The organism is Laceyella tengchongensis (assembly GCF_900182735.1).
GTDB lineage: Bacteria > Bacillota > Bacilli > Thermoactinomycetales > Thermoactinomycetaceae > Laceyella > Laceyella tengchongensis.
In genome coordinates this window covers 546,886-564,455 of sequence record NZ_FXTU01000002.1, presented here as the reverse complement: position 1 = coordinate 564,455, position 17,570 = coordinate 546,886, and the positions used below count along the sequence as shown (strand labels likewise).

Genomic DNA, 17,570 nt, shown 5'->3' with positions numbered 1-17,570 from the left:
TGGCTAAAGAGAATCGGGCAATGATAAAGGGCAGGGAGGGGATCCATGATGCACAAATTGCGCGATATCATGTCCACCAATGTGACGGCGGTCAATCCGCAAGAAAACGTCTACAGTGTTGCTAGCAAGATGAGGGAACAGAACATCGGCATGGTTCCTGTCGTGGAAAACGGCCGGTTGCTGGGCATTGTGACTGACAGAGACTTGGTGACACGCGGAATCGCCAACAAAATGCCCAACTCTCGTTCGGTCAGAGACATCATGTCCACCCACATTGTCAGCGGCACACCGGATATGACAGTGGATGAGGCGTCCCGGATCATGGCGGAAGCACAAGTGCGTCGTCTTCCGGTTGTTGAAAACAATCAGGTGGTCGGCGTCGTTTCTCTGGGTGACCTGGCCGTCAACCAACCCTACCAGGATGAAGCGAGCCAGGCTCTCAGCGAGATTTCGGAGACGCATAACCCGCATGCATCAAATGATCTCCAATCATGATAGCAGGCTACCGGCTCCGGCTGGTGGCCTTTTTTCGTTTTTAGTGACATAAATGGTTTGAACAGTGCAGAAAAGGGTTATTAGATTGGGTAAAGATGGAACGTTGCGGTTCGCAAGCGCGAACCAGCAGGAAGACGCTTGTGAACGGCGGCCAACCCAGCTTGATGGTTGTAAAGAACTAGAGGAGCAAAAAAGGAAAGTTGGGGGTTTTTCAAGTGAACAGAATCTACTTAATCCGGCGCAATGAACGCGATTATATTCAAGTTGGCTCTGGCGTTTCAATGTCGTACTTGCGCAAAGAGGCGGACGAATACAGCTTGGTGCTAAAAATGGAGCCGGGGAGCCGTTTCCCCATGCATGGACATCACGGGGGCGAACAAATCTACGTGGTCAATGGACGGGTGAAAATCGGCCAGTTTGAATTGAATGAAGGCGATTATTTTTTCACCCCGTTCAATCACACCCAAACGCTGGAAACAGAGGAAGGATGCAATCTGCTGGTGTGTTCAGCCAAAAAAGTGGATAGCGCGCACCATTTTTCACAAGCGGAAACAACCGCATAAAAACAAAGGGACACTCTAGACAGGGTGTCCTTTTTTTGTGCATAAAGACAAATGGAAAACTGCACGATAAAAAAGAGGACGAGGGAATGGGAAACGATGGCCTCAAAGGAAATGCGTTCTTAGCCAGCGCGTTTGCGATAAAGGTGATGGGGACGGGGATCGCCTTGATCTTTTGAATGACCCGCATGACATTCGACTTGATTACCAAATAAGGGGAAGAGAACCATGGCGAGTAACAAAATCGGGCAATGCACTTGGAAATTCGCAAATCATGTTCATGTCTTGTCCAGTGCGGCCACGGTGGGCCCTATGGAAGGGGAAGGGAAGCTCAAAGATAGTTACGACCGGATTTACCCCGATTTGTACGCGGGGCAGGACACGTGGGAAAAAGCGGAGCGCACCATGATGGAAGATGCGGTGACCATCGCCATACATAAAGCCGGGCTTACAGAGCGAGAAATCGATGTGTTCTTGGCTGGGGATTTGTTGAATCAAAACATCTCCTCCTCCTTTACGGCCAAGACGAACCAAATACCGTTTATGGGAGTGTACGGCGCCTGCTCTACTTCTATGTTGTCCCTGACATTAGCGGCGGCATTGGTGGATGCAGGTTTTGCTAAGTATGCGGTAGCGGCGGTCAGCAGCCACAATTGCACCGCCGAGAAACAATATCGATATCCCACAGAATACGGGGGGCAAAAGCCTGATACGGCGCAGTGGACAGTGACGGGTGCGGGAGCTTGTGTGGTGGGCTTGGTTCACCAAGGCCCGCGGATCACCCATGCCACGATCGGCAGTGTGCAGGATATGGGGATTAAAGATCCGTTTGATATGGGATCGGCCATGGCCCCTGCGGCGGCGGACACGATCCAAAAGCATTTTCAGGACACGGGACGCTCACCCAAAGATTATGACCTGATCGTCACTGGAGATCTAGCCTCCGTCGGTTTGCCCATCGCCCGCGAACTGCTGGAGAAAGCCGGCTATGTTATGGGGGAGCGTTTCCAAGATTGCGGATTGATGATCTATACCTCGGAACAGGACACTTTTGCCGGCGGAAGCGGGTGTGCCAGCAGCGCGGTTGTCACTTATGGGCATTTGCTACATGAAATGTGTGTCGGCAAATACCAGCGGATACTGGTGGTGGCCACAGGCGCGCTCTTAAGTCCAATCTCTTACCAGCAGGGGGAATCGATCCCATGCATTGCCCATGCGGTGGTGTTCGAGAATGAAAAGGGGGGAGAACAAACAGATGCGGGAAGGTATTAAGCCTGTTTCTTACTTGGCATTGGGAGATTCATTAACGGAAGGAATTGGGGCGGAAAGCCCAACTAAGAGTTTCGTGTCCCAATTCTTCCAGCATATCAAGCATTCAGATCGGTGCCATATGCGAAATTGGGGTGTATCGGGAATGACGTCGGAGGAATTGTTGAGTTTGGTTAACAGCCCCGGCATGCACAAGCTATTTCCTAAAATGACCCATATTTCGGTAACCACCGGCGGGTGTGACTTTATCGAGCTATATGAGCGCGGTCATTTCGGGTTACGAGATTTGTTGAATACATCGAGGCAAATCATCCATCGCGTGAAATCCATCTTATCCATCATCGCCATGAATAACCCGGCATCGAGAATTAGCTTGATGGGATTTTATCTGCCTCCTCCCGCCTATGAATGGGGATTTCAAACCAGCGCGGCGATTGTGCAGATGATGAACCGCTCCTATGCCAAAATTTGTGAGGAAGTGGGTTGTCAATTTTTCAACCCCTACGATGTCTTCTTGCATCGGCACGATTATTTTTTCGATGAAGTGCATCCCAATCAAGTAGGACATGACGAATTAGCCAAATTGGCTATCCAATCAGTGGCTGGGGAATCCGGAACGGTCCACGCCCCGGTGTGAAACAAAAAGCATCCTTGCCAAAAATCAATTTGGGGGGATGTCTTTTTGTTATCAATGTGATATCATATGAATATAACAATATTAAATTTCTGAAAAAAAGGAGTTGTTGACGCGTGAATAATATCAGAGAAAAAAAAGCGTTCCAAATGAACGGATTTCTCTTTCTGCTCATTGAATTAATTTTATTGGGGGCAGGCCTCATTTTGATCTTTGGGATGGAAAATTTGGCCCTGGGCATTACCTGCATCGCAGTGGTGCTCATTTGCGCCAACGGGTTTGGTTTAATCCAGCCGAATGAAGCCCATGTGTTAACGTTTTTCGGCCGTTATGTGGGGACGATTCGAAATGATGGGTTTTACTGGACTAATCCGCTGGTGGGCCGCAAAAAGCTTTCTCTGCGGGTGCGCAATTTCCACAGCGACAAGATTAAAGTGAACGATGCGGATGGGAATCCGATTGTCATCGGCGCCGTGATCGTGTGGCGTGTAGTGGATACGGCCAAAGCTGTGTTTGATGTGGAGAACTTCAGCGTGTTTGTCGATGTGCAGAGTGAAACGGCGATTCGGACGCTGGCTAGCCGGTATCCTTATGACAGTCATGAAGAAGGCAATCCATCATTGCGGGGGGCGCCGGAAGACGTAGTAGAAACATTGCGCGAGGAATTGCAAGAACGCTTGGAAATTGCTGGTGTGGAAGTGTTGGAAGCTCGAATCAGCCACTTGGCGTATGCGCCAGAGATCGCTCAGGCGATGTTGCGGCGCCAGCAAGCGCAAGCGGTAGTCGCCGCCCGCAAGCAAATTGTCGAAGGGGCGATGGGTATGGTTAAGATGGCTTTGCAAGAGTTGGAACAGCAAGGAGTAGTGGAGTTGGACGAAGAGAGAAAAGCGGCAATGGTCAATAACCTGTTGGTGGCTTTGGTTTCTGAAGGAGAAACGACTCCGGTGATCAACACCGGTTCGCTGTATTCATGAGTGCAAGCAAAAAACGCTTTCTCCTTCGGATCGATCAGCAACTCTATGGCTCACTTGAGAAATGGGCAGCCGATGAATTCCGTAGTGTCAACGGGCAAATTGAGTTTTTGCTGAAGGAAGCAGTGCGTAAAGCAGGTAGGGCGCCTAAAAAGCGGACGGAAAATGGGCAGGATGAAAACTGAAAATCAACGGTTCTTTGGAGTAGAATCCAAGCAAAATCACCCCTTTATTCATAACTAGGATAAAGGGGTGATATTATGTTAGCGAATTATTGGCAGAGAGTGGACCTCGCCGATTTGACGGCTGAGCCAGCGGAAGACGCGATGGAAACGGTCAGCTGCCAAGAGAGGCTGAACGCTTCCTCCTCCAAAAAAACGCGACGCCCCCGGCCCTTGGTGGCGCAAACGAGCCTGACCCTGCCATATTTCAAGGTAGAACGGGTGTTGGCGAAAGCGCGGATATCCAACCAACGGCGTGCGGCATCCCGCCAGATCTCCCCTTGGAACATCACCCGTGTCATCGGAAATGGACGCCCCAATCAGGGGGAAGGGGTGCGGGTGGCGATATTGGATACCGGGATCGACTTGTTGCACCCCGATTTGGCGGGCAATATCAAAGGGGGGATCAATATTGTCGAACCCAATCGCTATCCGCAGGATGACAATGGGCATGGCACGCATATCGCTGGGGTGATCGGCGCGCTGAACAATCAATTTGGTGTGGTGGGCATCGCGCCAAAGGTATCCCTGTATGCGGTGAAAGTGTTGGATCGCAACGGAAGCGGCACGATTAACAATCTGATCAAGGGGATTGAATGGGCGATTGACAATGGCATGCACATTCTCAATATCAGCATCAGCGGTGGCATGATCATTCCGCCCGCATTGACGCAAGTAATTCAAGCGGCGACCAACCGCGACATTTTAGTCGTAGCTGCCGCTGGCAACGCAGGCAACCCATCTGGCAGCGGGGACACGGTCGAGATTCCTGCCCGCATCCCGCCTGTGATCTCGGTTGCGGCGTTGACGAGAGCCAATCGGAGAGCCTCTTATTCAGCCACGGGCAAGGTGGATATCGCCGCGCCGGGTTCGCAGATTTTAAGCACGTACGCCAACCAACGGTATGCCGTACTGAGTGGCACTTCCATGGCAGCAGCTCATGTGACTGGTGTACTGGCGGTGTATCGGGCGGCGTATCCGCGCGTGCCAGCGACGGCGCTCAAAAATTTGCTGTATGCCCGAGCGATCGATTTGCCTCCGCGCGGCGTGGACCCTTATACCGGCAGAGGATTGGCACAAATCTAGTCTTCCGGCGACGCGGTTGGTTCGGCTGCGGGCGGTAGGGGTTTGACCAAGATGCGGGTCACGCGCCTGCCTTCCATTTCCTGCACGGAAAAGCGGTGTCCGTGGGCTTCAATCGCGGAGCCGGTCTTGGGTATTTCCTGCAACTGGGAAAAAAACCATCCGCCGATTGTATCATTGTCCTCATCTTCGATGGCGATGTGAAAATGTTCATTTACTTCTTCGATCAACAGTTGGGCGGAAATCGACGTTTCGTCCCCTTTTTGTTGAAAAAAGGGCCGTTCGTTGTCAAATTCGTCTTGAATCTCCCCGACAATCTCCTCAACAATATCTTCAATCGTGATCAGACCCGCCGTTCCGCCGAATTCATCAATGATGATGGCGAGTTCAGTGTGATGTTTTTGCAGGGTGCGCAAGACATCTTTGATTTCCATCCCTTCTGGGACGTAAACGGGTGGACGCGCTACCTCAGTTAACACCGGCACCTTCTGGTTGACGATATCGTTGTACACATCGCGAATGTGAATAATACCCAGGATGTCGTCTTTGTCTTTGTGACACAGGGGATAACGGGTGAAGGGGCTTTTCTGGATGATGTCCAGGTTTTCTTCCAAAGAGCGATCTCGATACAGGCAAACCATGTTCACACGGGGAACCATCACTTCCCTGGCGATTCGGTTGGTGAAATCAAAAATATTGTCAAACAAGGACAGCTCGGTTTGGTCGATTATTCCGCTTTTATGGCTTTGCTCCACTAACATCCGAATTTCTTCTTCTGTGTGAGCTTGTTGCTGATCGGGCACCAATTCTACGCCAATCCATTTCAATATAAGGTTGGCCGCACCGTTTAAGAGCCAGATGGTCGGTTTGAAAATGACGAAAAACCAGTGCAACGGCTTGGCCGTCCACAAGGCAGTGGCTTCTGCCCGGCGAATCGCCAATGACTTCGGTGCCATCTCCCCAAGGACGATATGTAGGAAAGTGATGATGGAAAAGGCGAGCACAAAGGAAACCACATGGATGAGCGGTTTGGACATTCCCAGCCATGCAAGCGCGGGAGTGAGCAAACGGGCCAAGTAAGGCTCACCAATCCAACCCAAGCCGAGTGAAGCCAATGTGATTCCCAATTGGGTTGCGGATAGATAGGCATCCAGATTAGCCAATATTTTTTGCGCCGTTTTCGCACGGTGATGCCCTTCTTCGCTCAATTGTGCGATCCGGGTGTATCTCACTTTGACAATGGCAAACTCGGATGCCACAAAAAATCCGTTTAGCAAAACCAAAAATAGGATCATCGCCATTTGAGACAAAAACATTAGAATATCGGTAGCCAAGGAAGATTCACCCCCTTACGGATGTGTAAGTTGATCGATGAATAGCGTGGCCAAGCCAAAGTAGATCAACAGAGACAAGATATCGTTTAACGTGGTGATCACTGGCCCGGAAGCAGCCGTGGGATCAATGTTCATACGGTTGAGCAACAACGGGATCAACGTCCCGATTAAGGTGCCCAATAACAGGGTGGCAAACATCGCACCGCCGATGACCAGGCCCAGACGAGGTTGATGAAAGGCTAATGCAACCAAAAGAACGAACAGAAAACTGCAAACCATGCTTACGAGCAACCCCGCTAACCCTTCTTGCTTTAACATTTTTGCCACGAACGAAACACCAGTCCGTTCGTGAGGGAGTCGTTGGATTATCAAGGCCAAAGATTGCGTGGCGGCATTGCCGGTCATGCCCGCTACCATCGGCATGAAAGCGGTAAGCGCTGGTACCGCGGCGATTGTCGGCTGAAATAGATTGATTAAATTGGCGGTTGCCAAGCCGATGGCCAACAACAGCATCAGCCATGGAATTCGTTTTTGCGCCGAACGCCAAGAGGAGACGGCTTGTTCATCCAAGCCGGAAGTTAATCCCGACAGGTGCTGGATATCCTCCTCCGCTTCTTGAATCAGCACGTCGATGATGTCGTCGACCGTCACGATGCCGAGCAACCGCCGGGCCGGGTCAATTACTGGTAGAGCCAAGAAATGATAGCGGCTCATAATGCGGGCCACTTCTTCTTGATCCATGTTCACCGGAACAGATATCACCCGTTCCACCATGATTTCTTCAATGGACTGGTCTGGCTCAGCTAAAATCAATTCCCTCAGCGATAAAACCCCCACCAGCGTTCCATCTGCTTGCTGGACATAAAGATAATAAATCGTTTCCGACTCCTCTGCTTTGCGGCGCAACAAGCTGACTGCATCTTGTACACTCGCTTTGGGATGGATGCTGACGAATTCGTCTGTCATCAACCCGCCCGCACTGTCCTCCGGATAATCGAGCAAAGCGCGAACCTTGGCCGCTTCACGGTGTTCCATTTGCGTGAGCAAGTTTGTTCGCTCTGCGCTTTCCATGCTTCCCAACAGATCAACCACGTCATCCCGCGACATCAGTGCCAAAACGTCGGCGATTTGGTGTTTTCCAAGGCTGTTGATGATGTGGCGTTGCGTATGGAGATCGCATTCTTCCAACAGCGTGGCTACTTCTTCGGTTTCCAATAAGTACAAGAAACGGCGCCGTTCAAATTCGTTGAGGCGGAGAAAGAACTGTTCAAGGTCGTAGGGTTGCATTTCCTCCACCAGCAGACGGAAAGCGGCTTTGTCTTTGCGCCGCAGATGGTTGAGCAGGCGTTCCGATTCCTGGGCTCCCTTGTTCATTGACCTGCGCTCCTTCTCCGTTTGACATAAGACAAGCTTGATTCGGCATAGGGTGAACTGAGGAATGATTGGATAAAGGAGGATTTTTAATGCATAATCAAGCTGTTTCCCCCTATTTCCGGCCTTATTATGAGGGAGCGCATGTGCATGGCACGCCGCCTCATCATCACTACCATTATTCACCCATGCCGATGACGTCGGGGTGTTGCGGTGGCCCGATGACCCATGTCGTCCCGCACCCGGTATCGCCAATGGTTCCCATGTGGCCATGGGGAATGCCATATGCGCCGAATCCGGTTTATCAACCGACTACTCCTATGATGCCACCAGGACAGGGAAGTTATAGGCCGCCGGGTTACTACTCTCCGGTGTGGGAATCTCCTGAATCTCCGGAATCTCCTTGGATTCGAGCCTACCGCAAGCAAGAGCAAAATCAGAAGGGGAAAGAATAGCGAAAATAATAGGAACGGTTATAGGTCGTCTTGCTTGCTGAGTAATTTGGAAAAAGATGCCTCGGTAAACGGCTTATGAGAGGGGAAACTACCGATAAAACTTTAAACGAGGAGGAGAACGCTACATGAGAATCCCCGATCTGACACCGCTTACCGAGCCGGAGATATATCAACCTCCGTTGCCGGAAATCATGACTCCCCAAGAGCCCGAACCGCTCCGCCGCGAAGAACCTCACGCGCCAGAGCGGGTGAAGGAGGACTGAACACAAAAGGAACGGCCCTCGTGATGAGGGCCGTTCCTTTTGTGTGTCAGGATTTGCTCAGTCTGACTTCTACTTCGGCCGATCCGATGTTTTCATGCAATTTGACTACTGCTTGCGGATAGCTGAAGGCTTGGGTAACCATCATGCCTTCTTTGGGCGGGATCTCTGTCGCGTTCACAATGATACGCGACCCTTGTTTGATGATACGATCCACCCGCACATTATAGCCGCCGGTCGGGCGCTCGCCGATGCTGACAATCACATGGTCACCAGAAACCACCTTGGCTGAGGCTTCTTGGGCGCGCCATTGTTCTCCTTCCCGTTTCACTTTCTCAGGGATTTGGTCTGGTTTCAACTGGGTGAAAGGCAACGATTTTTCTTTATCCATAGGTGATCCTCCTGAAGGTGGGGCATGGTTCGTGCAGCCAATGACAAACATCATGATAAGCAAGGGGAACCAAAACCAACGAAAAAAGGTTTTCAAGGGTATTCCTCCTTATATGCCAAGAGATTTATATATTATAAGACGGTTTTCCTGCATGGGATGTTGCGTAGTTCTCATGTCCACCCACCGCACATGGGTTTTAATGGAAACGGGCAAGCTATGAACGAGTGGAGGGAAGTAGATGAACCAAGAACAGCGACCATTTATCATCCATAGCGATGGAACGATCTTTGTGGAAAGGCGGCACCCGGACATCGTTCACCTGTGCCGCGAATTGCGGGCGCTGGCTTATCAGGTGAAAGAGACGGAGCAACTTCTCATGTTTCGACTGAGCATCGATCCGGCCAGGGTGCGCCATGCTGTAGAGGAACGGACAGCGGAAGCTTGGATTCATTGGCTCCGTCAACACAGCAAATTGCCTGTGCCATCGCAAATTGCGCAGCGGATCAAAGAGGGGTTCGCGTCAGCTCCATCGCAACCGTTGCCGGAGCCGAAGGAATTTCTCGATATAAACCTAGAGAGTTCGTCGCGCTTTGCCGAATTGCGCGATTATCAGCGACAGGCGGTGGAGTCTTACCTTGGATTGGCCCGTCAGGCGGGGGGGGGGATTATCCTGTTGCCTTGCGGTGCGGGCAAAACGGTGGTCGGCTTGGGAGTGATGGCCAAACTGCAAACGGAAACCCTGATTCTGGCCCCTAATGCAACTTCAGTCAAACAGTGGGAGCGGGAATTGCTGAACAAAACGACTTTGCGCGCGACTGAGGTGGGAACATATACCGCAGACCGGAAACAGATTCGCCCGGTCACCGTGACAACCTACCAGATGTTGACTCATCGTGACACGCAAGAAGACACTTATCCGCATTTACAGGCTTTGTGTCAACGAAATTGGGGGTTGGTGATATACGATGAAGTGCACATGTTACCCGCGCCCGTGTTTCGCCTGACTGCTGAATTACATGCGGCGCGCCGGTTGGGATTGACAGCAACACTGATTCGTGAAGATGGTAAGCAGAATGAAGTTTTTTCTTTGATCGGCCCTTTGGCCTACCAATGTTCGTGGAAAGACTTGGAGCGGCAAGGTTGGATTCGGGAGGCTGTATGCCGTGAGATGCGCATCCCCATGCCATCAGATGCCGAACGGGCTTACCGGATCGCAGATAAGAAACAACAGGTGCGGATCGCCGCCGAAAACCCAGCCAAACTGGAGGCCATCGCTCACTTGCTGGCGTTGCACGAAGGAGAGCAGATATTGATCATCGGCCATTACTTGCGGCAATTGGAAGAGATCGCTAGGAGGTTTGGCTTTCCGCTCATCACGGGGCGCATGCCGCAAGCGTTGCGGGAAGAATGGTATGAGAAGTTTCGTTCGCGGGAAATCCCCGTGCTGGTGGTGTCCAAAGTGGCAAATTTAGCGGTGGATCTTCCTTCTGCATCAGTCGGCATCCAAGTATCGGGCACGTATGGCTCTAGGCAGGAGGAAGCGCAACGGCTTGGTCGTGTTCTCCGAAGCTCGTCCCCTGGGGGCAAAGCCTATTTTTATCAACTTGTGACAGAGAATACGGTAGAGGAGGAATATGCATGGCGACGGCAGTGTTTTTTGGCGGAACAAGGATATCGCTATGAATTGGTTGAGTTGGAGGGATGGATGAATGGCACAGGAGCTTAGCCATTGTCTGAATCAGTTGTCAGATAGTGCGGTGGCCCAGATCGGTTCGCAATACGGGTGCCAAACGCGCAACGAGCTGTGCCGCGCGCTGCTCCAGGTGTCTCATTTTACTCAGGCGTGGGAGCAGTTGGACCAGGTGGAGCGGCAGGTGTTTCTCTCGTTTCTGTTTGCCGCACGTGCGGGCGCTGTTCCTGAAAGGGAAGGAGAAGTATGGGCACGGGAGCGACGCCTCTCCCACTCGGCATGGCAGAGAGCGGTGGCAGGTTTAAGACGCCGGGGCTGGATTTATGCCTTTCGGGACAAACATCGGCAACGCATCTATATGTGCCCTTTGGAAATCAGGCAATTGCTGAGTCGCGTTCTGTTTAAAAAGGATGTGGAGACATGGCATGGGCAAGGGGATGTGTCGGTTGAGGGAGAGCCCAGCTATGGATTGGGACAGGCGCTGTTTCATTTGTTAGCCCGATTGGAGCAGGAACCTTGGCGCCTTACGCGTACAGGAGGAATTCATAAGACAGATGCGCAAAAAATGGATGTGGAGCTGGGATTGGCTTCAGAAGCCCTGCGCCACACACCTTGGTGGGGAACGGAGATGCCGCCCTGGGTGGCCTTTTTGCTCGATCTGGGTCGGCAGCTTGGGTTGATCGCGGAGGACGGGCAGACCCTCACCGTTGACGCCAGTTGTTGGCGACAATGGACGGACCAAGATTGGGAAAAATGGATGAACGGATTGTATTGGGCTGCACGAGAGTTGCTCTCGCGGCGGATTCCTGGCTTGGAGGCCGACTTTCTCCTAATGGAAGAGGTGGAGCCGCGCCAGTGGTTGCCATTGTCGCAATGGAAGGCGATAAAGCGGTGCTGGTACAGGGAAAAAGGGCGCAAGGCGCGGGAGTGCGAAGAACGGTTGGACGTGTTTGTCGCCGTGATGGCGGCCGCGGGATGGCTGGAGACGGGTTTGACGAAATCGGGGGAACGGTGTGTACGGCTGACGGAGTTGCCGCCATGGCAACAAGCCCCGCTTCCGGAGATGCCAATTTATATCCAACCGGATATGGAACTGATCGTGCCCGGCCATTTTCCACTGTCCCAGCGTAGGCAGTTGGAGCAATTGGCCGATTTTATGGGAGGCGAACAAGTGCTGTTTTACCTGATCACAGAAGACTCTTTGCACAGGGCGCGACGGCGGGGCATGACCACCGAGCAGCAACTTGATTTTCTGACAGCCTGGAGCGGCCAACCGGTTCCGGAAGGAGTGGCGAGAAAAATTCGGGACGAAGCCAAGCGATCCTCGCTTGTTTTTTGCGAAGTGTTGGTCCAGTATGCATTACCCCTGTCTCTGCCGCATGAACGAATTACCCCGCATTTGTCCGCATGGCAAGCGGTGCTGATGGAGGACGGGCGGCTACTTGTTCCACAAACGAAAAAAGAAGTGGTGGATCGTTGGCTGACTGAGGCCGGATTGGAAGTGGTTGAGCGGAAGCGGGAGAGTAGGGAGGCCGCCGAAAACGCCGCGCGTGTGACAGGGGGGCACGATCGCATGCATGATTGGCAAATGGAGGAGGATCTGCCTGATCCTGATGCCGTTTCCCATGGGCTCGAACATCTACCTAAGCTCTGGTGGAGCGGGATGCGCGCCTACCGGTTGCCGATGAAGCGGGAATTATTGCAACACGGGATTCATAGTGGCTTGCGAGTCAAAGTGGAGTGTGGCGGAGAAAGACAAGTGTTATACCCGCTTCGCGTCGAGGAGCGTTCCGGAGATTGGTGGCTGTCAGCGGAGCGTAGCGGGCGTGAAGTGCAGTTGCCGTTGGCACGGCTGGAGAAACTCCAGCTCATCGACGAATGAGAGCGGGCGCAGAGGATGGGCGGTGCCATACGCTACCAGCTGGTTATAGATGCGAACGGGGCGCTGTTAAGGTAGAATGGGGAGAGGGAGGAAAGTGAAATGGAAACGTTAGATATGGCAGAAATACTCCTTGGCGCATACAAATTGGCCGATAAGATAAATGACTCAGAAGAAGTGGAAAGATATTTGGAGTGCAAACGGCGGTTGCAAGAAGATCCGGAAGCGCAACAGATCATTAAAGATTTTCAGCGGGTGAAAGAACGGTATGAGGAAGCGAAGCGGTTTGGCATTTTTCATCCGAATTACCATGAAGCGAAGGAAGAAGCCCTGCGCTTCCAAGAGAAGTTACAAGCCCATCCCACCATTCAAGCCTTTCTGAAGGCTGAGGAAGAGTTGGACACGCTGTTGCACGATGTGTCGACGTTGATCGCCCAAGCGGTGTCGGATACGATCAAGGTGCCTTCTAACCATCGCGATCCAGTCGTCAAAGCGGGACGCCGACCATGCGGCGGAGGGGCTTAAAGGTTTCGGTATAGGATGCAGTGGGGGCATTGGTTTCCGCAACAAAAGCTTTTCTCATTGGGAACGGACAGCTGAAACCGGTAGATCAGTCCCCGCCGCTCTGAATGGCGTACAAACGAAAAGGCCGCTTGCCAAGCTGTTCCTTCAGTGAAGCGGGCTGCTTCTTTTTCTATGAACGATTCCACTTGTTTTTGGTCAGATTGGCCTTCCACTTGAATATAGAAAAAAGAGGCCCCAGCAAATGTCTTGTGCTCCAGCCGTTCAAACGGCAGGGAATCCAAGTGCATCAAATGATCGACAAACAGGTCCACAGGGTGAATCATCGGCTCTCACTCCACAGATGGGATATGCATTCATTTTAACAAAGTAGTGTGCGGATGGAACAGCGCTGGAGCCAATCGGAAAACTGTGTAATGGTTTCCGTTGAATCTGGCCGGTTCCAATGGTACCATGAGATTAGACAGATTTGTTACAAATCGCACCGTGTATTGACAAGATGGCAGCGCCCTCCGGACATATGGTATTGGCAAAGGAGATAATCACATATGGATATTGTGGAACGGTTAGGTCTGGCTGTGTGGGTCAAAGACATCAAGGCAGCCCGTTCGTTGGGACGCATGGGAAATATCCATTACATTTCTAAACGGTTGAAATACGTTTACCTGTATGTGGACGGCAAAACCGCTGATCAGGTGATTCACCGGATTGAGCGTTTGCCCTATGTGCAACGAGTTGAAAGATCGCAACGCACGAATATATCGTTTGATTTTGCTAAAAACAAGAGAACACAACAAGCATGAGTTCGTTCCTGCCACGATAGCGTGGCAGGTTTTTTGTGTTTGAAACGGGATGTCGGTCGCATGGACATCTTTTTTCGCGGTGCAAGGATGCAACAAAGTGCCATCTGTCTATGTTCCTGAGCCGACACACGGCATGACGGCCTTTTATCACGTGCAGGGAAAACGGACCCGGTTTGATGTTTCTGTACACGAAATTTAAAATGAACGTAAGGAGAGGATAACGAATGGAGCAGTGGAAAAGAAATTTATATATCTTGATGTTTTCCCAGTTTCTCGTGTTGGGGGCCATGTCCATGGTCATCCCGTTTCTGCCGTTGTATTTGAAAGAGATGGGCACCAAACCGTCCGACATCAACTTTTGGGCCGGGATCATTTTCGGCGCCAATTTTCTGTCGGCGTTTATCGTGGCACCCATCTGGGGTCGCCTAGCTGACCGGCATGGCAGGAAAATCATGATTTTGCGGTCGGGTTTTGGCATGGCTATCGTCATCTTTTTGACCGGCTTAGCCACATCGCCGTGGCAATTGTTGATCCTCCGTTTGTTGAACGGTACCATCTCCGGGTTTATTCCCGCTTCGATTTCCCTTGTCGCTACCAACACCCCGAAAGAACGGGCTGGTTACGCTTTAGGGATGTTGTCGTCGGGAGCTGTGGCTGGGTCGATCATGGGACCGTTTGTCGGGGGAATGTTGGCTGAGGTCATCGGATACAGCGAAATCTTTTTCTGGACCTCCGCTTGCCTGCTGACGGCCAGCTTCATCGTGTTGTTTGCGGTGAAAGAGGAATTTGTCCCAGTCAAACAGGAAAAGCGGGTGAGCTTTTGGTCGGAAGGGTCTATGATTTTGCACCAGCGCCCGTTGGTGATTATGTTTACCGTGGCCATCTTATTGCAGTTTGCGACGTTGGGCCCGGGGCCCCAAATGTCGTTGTTTGTGACGGAACTGGGCGTTCCGGGAGGGTATGTCGCTTTTTTTGCGGGGTTAGTCATTTCTATTACCAGTTTTTCAAACATGATTTTTGCCCCGATTCTGGGCAAATTGGGAGACCGATACGGTTCGGAGAAAGTTTTGTTCGGTTGTTTGATTGCCGCCGCGTTGTTTTTTATTCCGCATGTGTTTGTCCATTCTGTCTGGCAACTGCTGATTTGCCGATTTTTATTGGGGCTTTGCTTAGGGGGATTGATGCCTTCGGTAAGCACGCTGATTCGAAAGTTTGCGCCAGCCGGTAAGGAGAGCACGGTCTTCGGCTATCTGACGAGTGCCAACTGCATCGGAAATATGCTGGGGCCAGCCACGTATGGGGTGTTGTCTGGTCTCATCGGGATTCGCGGCATTTTCTTGATTACGTCAGTGATCCTCTTGGTGGCAGCCTTATGGTTAAAAGCAGGATTGAAAGGCGCTGGCAAGGAGTCGATGGCGACGATGAAAAGCTCAGCTTGACGATCTGCGAACTAATTTTGGATAAAACGGTGAAATCTCGTCCAATCGGATAGAAATGTCGAAAGAAGGGGTATATGATGAACGGAACCGCGTTTCTCCGGTGCGCTCCCGGGGAGATGAGAGGACGCGGCGTTTTTTGCGTGGCAGGGAACGATTCTGATCGAAATCATTCTTGTGCAAGGAAGAACGACTGGTTAATATTAATACCAGCAAGGTGCACTTAAGGAGCGATAGGATGAGTTTTTTACAAGAATTGAAACAGAAGCTGGAAAAAGGGGTAGAAACGGCGGGTCAAATGTCTCAACAGATGTTGGAAATCAGCCGTTTGACATTGCGGATAAAAGGAAAAAAAGATGATATCGATCGGCTCATCGCCAATTTGGGCCGGGAAGTTTATCAAACGTGGGAACAAAATCAGGATCTGTCTGAGTCGGAAGCGATCAATCAGCTCTTAAAAACGGTGCGTGATCAATATGAACAGTTGCATGCCTTGCAACAGGAATTGGAAGTGTTGAAGCGGTCTAACCAACAGGCCGATCACGCGGAAGAAGTCACTCCGACGCTGGTAGAGGAGAGAGCAGATGATCTGGCCACCGTTGAAGCGCTCCCACAAGCGGAGGAGCACCAAGACGCGCCAGCCTCTATCGATATGGGTGGAACCCGCGTGGCTGTGTTATATCTTTGTCCTTTCTGCGCGCATCAGGTTGAGAGCGAAGCGACCAGTTGTTCGCATTGTCACAAGCGGTTTTATTGAGCTGAAGCCGCATTCGCCGTTTCATCCGCACGATCACGCTGGAGGAGGGTCTCTCGTTGGCTGAACATCCAGATCGACAACGCATTTGGAATAAGCTGATGGCATTTAAAAGTCGGGCCATGACCAAAGAAGGCTCGCAAACCATTGTTAATGAGTTTAACCACAAAGTGGAACGAGTCGGCGGGATCGATGCCATCATCGACAAATTGAAGATCATGTATCAATATTTTCGGGATCCAGAAGTACACGCAGCCAAAAAAGGGTTGATCGGGGCGGCGCTTCTGTACTTCATCATACCGACCGATGTTGTTCTGGACGTGTTGCCGGCGGTGGGGTATGTGGACGATATGACGGCCGTCCTCCTTGTTTGGCGCTTATTGTCGAGTGAACTGGAAACATATAAACGCACCCGCTGACAACCGGTCGCTCGGTTGCGGCGTGAAAGTCCGATGGGTAAGGAGTCGGCAAGCGAACCTGCAAGGGTTTGGGGCTGATTTCTTACTTTTTTTATTGTTGCGGGTTTGCTACAATAATGTTGAATCTTGTAGAAAAACGCGGGAAACAGCCAATGTGAAAAACGAGTGGCGCTTCAGATACATAAGAGGGTTAGGAAAGGGGTAATCGCGGAATGAACCACAGGTCAATGGCTATCACCGTGACAAGTGGCAAGGGCGGAGTGGGGAAGTCGACGACAGTTGCCTCGCTTGGTCTAGGCCTTGCCCAGCTTGGCTACAAAGTGTGCCTGGTGGATACCGATATCGGACTCCGCAAGTTGGATTTAATGCTGGGATTGGAAAACCGGATTGTGTATGACCTGGTTGACGTCATCGAAGGTGTGTGCCAATTGCGTCAGTCACTGGTCCGACACAAAGAGTTTCCGGAGCTGGCCCTATTGCCGGCAGCCCAGACGAGATACAAAGAAGAGGTCTCACCCGATCAACTAACGGCAGTCGTAGATGAACTGCGTAAGGAATTCGACTACATCTTGATTGATTCTCCTGCCGGAATCGAGGGTGGGTTTCGTAATGCCATAGCCCCTGCAGATCGTGCCATCCTCGTAGTGAACCCCGAGATCCCGTCGGTACGTGATTCAGACCGAGTAATCGGATTGTTGGAAGCGGCCAATGTCAAACATATTGATTTGGTGGTCAACCGGGTTCAACCCGGCATGGTGCGAGATGGGGACATGTTGAGTGTTGAGCGCGTGCAAAGCCATCTGGCGATCAGCCTGCTCGGGGTGGTGCCGGAAGACAAACGGATCATCCGTTCGTCCAATACGGGGGAACCGGTGATCTTGGATGCCAAATCCATGGCCGGCAAAGCTTTTTCCAATATCGCACGCAGAATTGCTGGTGAAGATGTGCCTTTTTTGGAATTGGAGGAAACCAACCTGATCACAAAAATCAAACGTCTATTCAGTATTGCTTGAGTAGGCCATT

21 protein-coding genes are annotated in these 17,570 nt (G+C 51.5%); 17 read left to right on the top strand and 4 right to left on the bottom strand.

Annotated features, from left to right (window positions below):
* Positions 1 to 45: 45 nt before the first annotated feature.
* From QQZ12_RS06400 to QQZ12_RS06370, 7 genes are all read left to right on the top strand, one after another.
* On the top strand, positions 46 to 495 hold the full coding sequence (locus QQZ12_RS06400; protein ID WP_321195584.1) for a CBS domain-containing protein: 450 nt from the start codon (positions 46 to 48) through the stop codon (positions 493 to 495).
* 215 nt (positions 496 to 710) lie between these two features.
* Positions 711 to 1,058, top strand: coding sequence for a cupin domain-containing protein (locus QQZ12_RS06395; RefSeq protein ID WP_284724124.1), 348 nt, complete (start codon positions 711 to 713; stop codon positions 1,056 to 1,058).
* 225 nt (positions 1,059 to 1,283) lie between these two features.
* Positions 1,284 to 2,327: a stage V sporulation protein AD gene (gene spoVAD, locus QQZ12_RS06390; protein ID WP_102993128.1), complete on the top strand. Its 1,044-nt coding sequence runs from the start codon at positions 1,284 to 1,286 to the stop codon at positions 2,325 to 2,327.
* A complete protein-coding gene (locus QQZ12_RS06385) occupies positions 2,311 to 2,961 on the top strand; it encodes an SGNH/GDSL hydrolase family protein (protein WP_189318876.1) in 651 nt (216 codons plus the stop codon). The genes spoVAD and QQZ12_RS06385 overlap by 17 nt, the downstream gene beginning before the upstream one ends.
* 113 nt (positions 2,962 to 3,074) lie before the next feature.
* Complete coding sequence (locus tag QQZ12_RS06380) at positions 3,075 to 3,932, top strand: SPFH domain-containing protein (protein WP_189318875.1); 858 nt, start codon at positions 3,075 to 3,077, stop codon at positions 3,930 to 3,932.
* Positions 3,929 to 4,114, top strand: coding sequence for a type II toxin-antitoxin system antitoxin (locus tag QQZ12_RS06375; protein WP_284724123.1), 186 nt, complete (start codon positions 3,929 to 3,931; stop codon positions 4,112 to 4,114). Before QQZ12_RS06380 ends, QQZ12_RS06375 begins: the two co-directional genes overlap by 4 nt.
* 75 nt (positions 4,115 to 4,189) lie before the next feature.
* Positions 4,190 to 5,236 (top strand): S8 family peptidase, encoded by a 1,047-nt coding sequence (locus tag QQZ12_RS06370; protein WP_102993126.1) that lies wholly within the window; start codon positions 4,190 to 4,192, stop codon positions 5,234 to 5,236.
* Here the strand turns inward: QQZ12_RS06370 and QQZ12_RS06365 are convergent.
* A complete protein-coding gene (locus QQZ12_RS06365) occupies positions 5,233 to 6,549 on the bottom strand; it encodes a hemolysin family protein (protein ID WP_284724164.1) in 1,317 nt (438 codons plus the stop codon). The two genes, QQZ12_RS06370 and QQZ12_RS06365, sit on opposite strands and share 4 nt — an antisense overlap.
* A gap of 33 nt (positions 6,550 to 6,582) precedes the next feature.
* On the bottom strand, positions 6,583 to 7,941 hold the full coding sequence (gene mgtE, locus QQZ12_RS06360) for a magnesium transporter (RefSeq protein ID WP_189318874.1): 1,359 nt from the start codon (positions 7,939 to 7,941) through the stop codon (positions 6,583 to 6,585).
* 89 nt (positions 7,942 to 8,030) lie between these two features.
* On the opposite strand from mgtE, the gene QQZ12_RS06355 reads away from it, so the two are divergent.
* Together QQZ12_RS06355 and QQZ12_RS06350 are read left to right on the top strand one after the other, a co-directional pair.
* Complete coding sequence (locus QQZ12_RS06355) at positions 8,031 to 8,393, top strand: hypothetical protein (protein WP_189318873.1); 363 nt, start codon at positions 8,031 to 8,033, stop codon at positions 8,391 to 8,393.
* Positions 8,394 to 8,518: 125 nt separating this feature from the next.
* Complete coding sequence (locus QQZ12_RS06350; protein ID WP_022736828.1) at positions 8,519 to 8,656, top strand: hypothetical protein; 138 nt, start codon at positions 8,519 to 8,521, stop codon at positions 8,654 to 8,656.
* A 46-nt stretch (positions 8,657 to 8,702) separates the two neighbouring features.
* Here QQZ12_RS06350 and QQZ12_RS06345 read toward each other — a convergent pair whose 3' ends face one another.
* Positions 8,703 to 9,044 (bottom strand): protease complex subunit PrcB family protein, encoded by a 342-nt coding sequence (locus QQZ12_RS06345; protein WP_189318872.1) that lies wholly within the window; start codon positions 9,042 to 9,044, stop codon positions 8,703 to 8,705.
* A gap of 238 nt (positions 9,045 to 9,282) precedes the next feature.
* Between QQZ12_RS06345 and QQZ12_RS06340 the strand changes: the two genes are divergently transcribed.
* The 3 genes from QQZ12_RS06340 (at position 9,283) to QQZ12_RS06330 (ending at position 13,138) form a co-directional block, all read left to right on the top strand.
* Entirely contained in the window at positions 9,283 to 10,770 is a 1,488-nt protein-coding gene (locus QQZ12_RS06340; RefSeq protein ID WP_102993123.1) for a DEAD/DEAH box helicase family protein, read from the top strand.
* Entirely contained in the window at positions 10,754 to 12,616 is a 1,863-nt protein-coding gene (locus QQZ12_RS06335; RefSeq protein WP_102993122.1) for a helicase-associated domain-containing protein, read from the top strand. The genes QQZ12_RS06340 and QQZ12_RS06335 overlap by 17 nt, the downstream gene beginning before the upstream one ends.
* Positions 12,617 to 12,715: 99 nt before the next feature.
* Complete coding sequence (locus tag QQZ12_RS06330) at positions 12,716 to 13,138, top strand: YlbF/YmcA family competence regulator (protein WP_102993121.1); 423 nt, start codon at positions 12,716 to 12,718, stop codon at positions 13,136 to 13,138.
* Here the strand turns inward: QQZ12_RS06330 and QQZ12_RS06325 are convergent.
* Positions 13,135 to 13,461 (bottom strand): hypothetical protein, encoded by a 327-nt coding sequence (locus QQZ12_RS06325; RefSeq protein ID WP_102993120.1) that lies wholly within the window; start codon positions 13,459 to 13,461, stop codon positions 13,135 to 13,137. The genes QQZ12_RS06330 and QQZ12_RS06325 overlap by 4 nt on opposite strands.
* Before the next feature lie 222 nt (positions 13,462 to 13,683).
* Between QQZ12_RS06325 and QQZ12_RS06320 the strand changes: the two genes are divergently transcribed.
* The 5 genes from QQZ12_RS06320 (at position 13,684) to minD (ending at position 17,560) form a co-directional block, all read left to right on the top strand.
* The gene (locus tag QQZ12_RS06320) at positions 13,684 to 13,938 is read left to right on the top strand and encodes a YlbG family protein (RefSeq protein ID WP_022736822.1); all 255 of its coding nucleotides are present in this window, start codon (positions 13,684 to 13,686) and stop codon (positions 13,936 to 13,938) included.
* Positions 13,939 to 14,162: 224 nt separating this feature from the next.
* Entirely contained in the window at positions 14,163 to 15,377 is a 1,215-nt protein-coding gene (locus QQZ12_RS06315) for an MFS transporter (RefSeq protein ID WP_102993119.1), read from the top strand.
* 235 nt (positions 15,378 to 15,612) lie between these two features.
* Positions 15,613 to 16,131, top strand: coding sequence for a hypothetical protein (locus QQZ12_RS06310; RefSeq protein WP_022736820.1), 519 nt, complete (start codon positions 15,613 to 15,615; stop codon positions 16,129 to 16,131).
* Between the two features lie 56 nt (positions 16,132 to 16,187).
* Positions 16,188 to 16,547, top strand: coding sequence for a YkvA family protein (locus tag QQZ12_RS06305; RefSeq protein WP_102993118.1), 360 nt, complete (start codon positions 16,188 to 16,190; stop codon positions 16,545 to 16,547).
* A gap of 212 nt (positions 16,548 to 16,759) precedes the next feature.
* Entirely contained in the window at positions 16,760 to 17,560 is an 801-nt protein-coding gene (gene minD / locus QQZ12_RS06300) for a septum site-determining protein MinD (protein ID WP_022736818.1), read from the top strand.
* Positions 17,561 to 17,570: the final 10 nt, after the last annotated feature.

What these genes read in the sequence shown, in the direction of transcription:
- QQZ12_RS06400 (WP_321195584.1), top strand. Translation starts at nt 46, where the DNA reads ATGATGCACAAATTGCGCGATATCATGTCCACCAATGTGACGGCGGTC.
- spoVAD (WP_102993128.1), top strand. Translation starts at nt 1,284, where the DNA reads ATGGCGAGTAACAAAATCGGGCAATGCACTTGGAAATTCGCAAATCAT.
- QQZ12_RS06385 (WP_189318876.1), top strand. Translation starts at nt 2,311, where the DNA reads ATGCGGGAAGGTATTAAGCCTGTTTCTTACTTGGCATTGGGAGATTCA.
- QQZ12_RS06375 (WP_284724123.1), top strand. Translation starts at nt 3,929, where the DNA reads ATGAGTGCAAGCAAAAAACGCTTTCTCCTTCGGATCGATCAGCAACTC.
- QQZ12_RS06370 (WP_102993126.1), top strand. Translation starts at nt 4,190, where the DNA reads ATGTTAGCGAATTATTGGCAGAGAGTGGACCTCGCCGATTTGACGGCT.
- QQZ12_RS06365 (WP_284724164.1), bottom strand. Translation starts at nt 6,549, where the DNA reads ATGTTTTTGTCTCAAATGGCGATGATCCTATTTTTGGTTTTGCTAAAC.
- mgtE (WP_189318874.1), bottom strand. Translation starts at nt 7,941, where the DNA reads ATGAACAAGGGAGCCCAGGAATCGGAACGCCTGCTCAACCATCTGCGG.
- QQZ12_RS06355 (WP_189318873.1), top strand. Translation starts at nt 8,031, where the DNA reads ATGCATAATCAAGCTGTTTCCCCCTATTTCCGGCCTTATTATGAGGGA.
- QQZ12_RS06350 (WP_022736828.1), top strand. Translation starts at nt 8,519, where the DNA reads ATGAGAATCCCCGATCTGACACCGCTTACCGAGCCGGAGATATATCAA.
- QQZ12_RS06345 (WP_189318872.1), bottom strand. Translation starts at nt 9,044, where the DNA reads ATGGATAAAGAAAAATCGTTGCCTTTCACCCAGTTGAAACCAGACCAA.
- QQZ12_RS06340 (WP_102993123.1), top strand. Translation starts at nt 9,283, where the DNA reads ATGAACCAAGAACAGCGACCATTTATCATCCATAGCGATGGAACGATC.
- QQZ12_RS06335 (WP_102993122.1), top strand. Translation starts at nt 10,754, where the DNA reads ATGGCACAGGAGCTTAGCCATTGTCTGAATCAGTTGTCAGATAGTGCG.
- QQZ12_RS06330 (WP_102993121.1), top strand. Translation starts at nt 12,716, where the DNA reads ATGGAAACGTTAGATATGGCAGAAATACTCCTTGGCGCATACAAATTG.
- QQZ12_RS06325 (WP_102993120.1), bottom strand. Translation starts at nt 13,461, where the DNA reads ATGATTCACCCTGTGGACCTGTTTGTCGATCATTTGATGCACTTGGAT.
- QQZ12_RS06320 (WP_022736822.1), top strand. Translation starts at nt 13,684, where the DNA reads ATGGATATTGTGGAACGGTTAGGTCTGGCTGTGTGGGTCAAAGACATC.
- QQZ12_RS06315 (WP_102993119.1), top strand. Translation starts at nt 14,163, where the DNA reads ATGGAGCAGTGGAAAAGAAATTTATATATCTTGATGTTTTCCCAGTTT.
- QQZ12_RS06310 (WP_022736820.1), top strand. Translation starts at nt 15,613, where the DNA reads ATGAGTTTTTTACAAGAATTGAAACAGAAGCTGGAAAAAGGGGTAGAA.
- minD (WP_022736818.1), top strand. Translation starts at nt 16,760, where the DNA reads ATGAACCACAGGTCAATGGCTATCACCGTGACAAGTGGCAAGGGCGGA.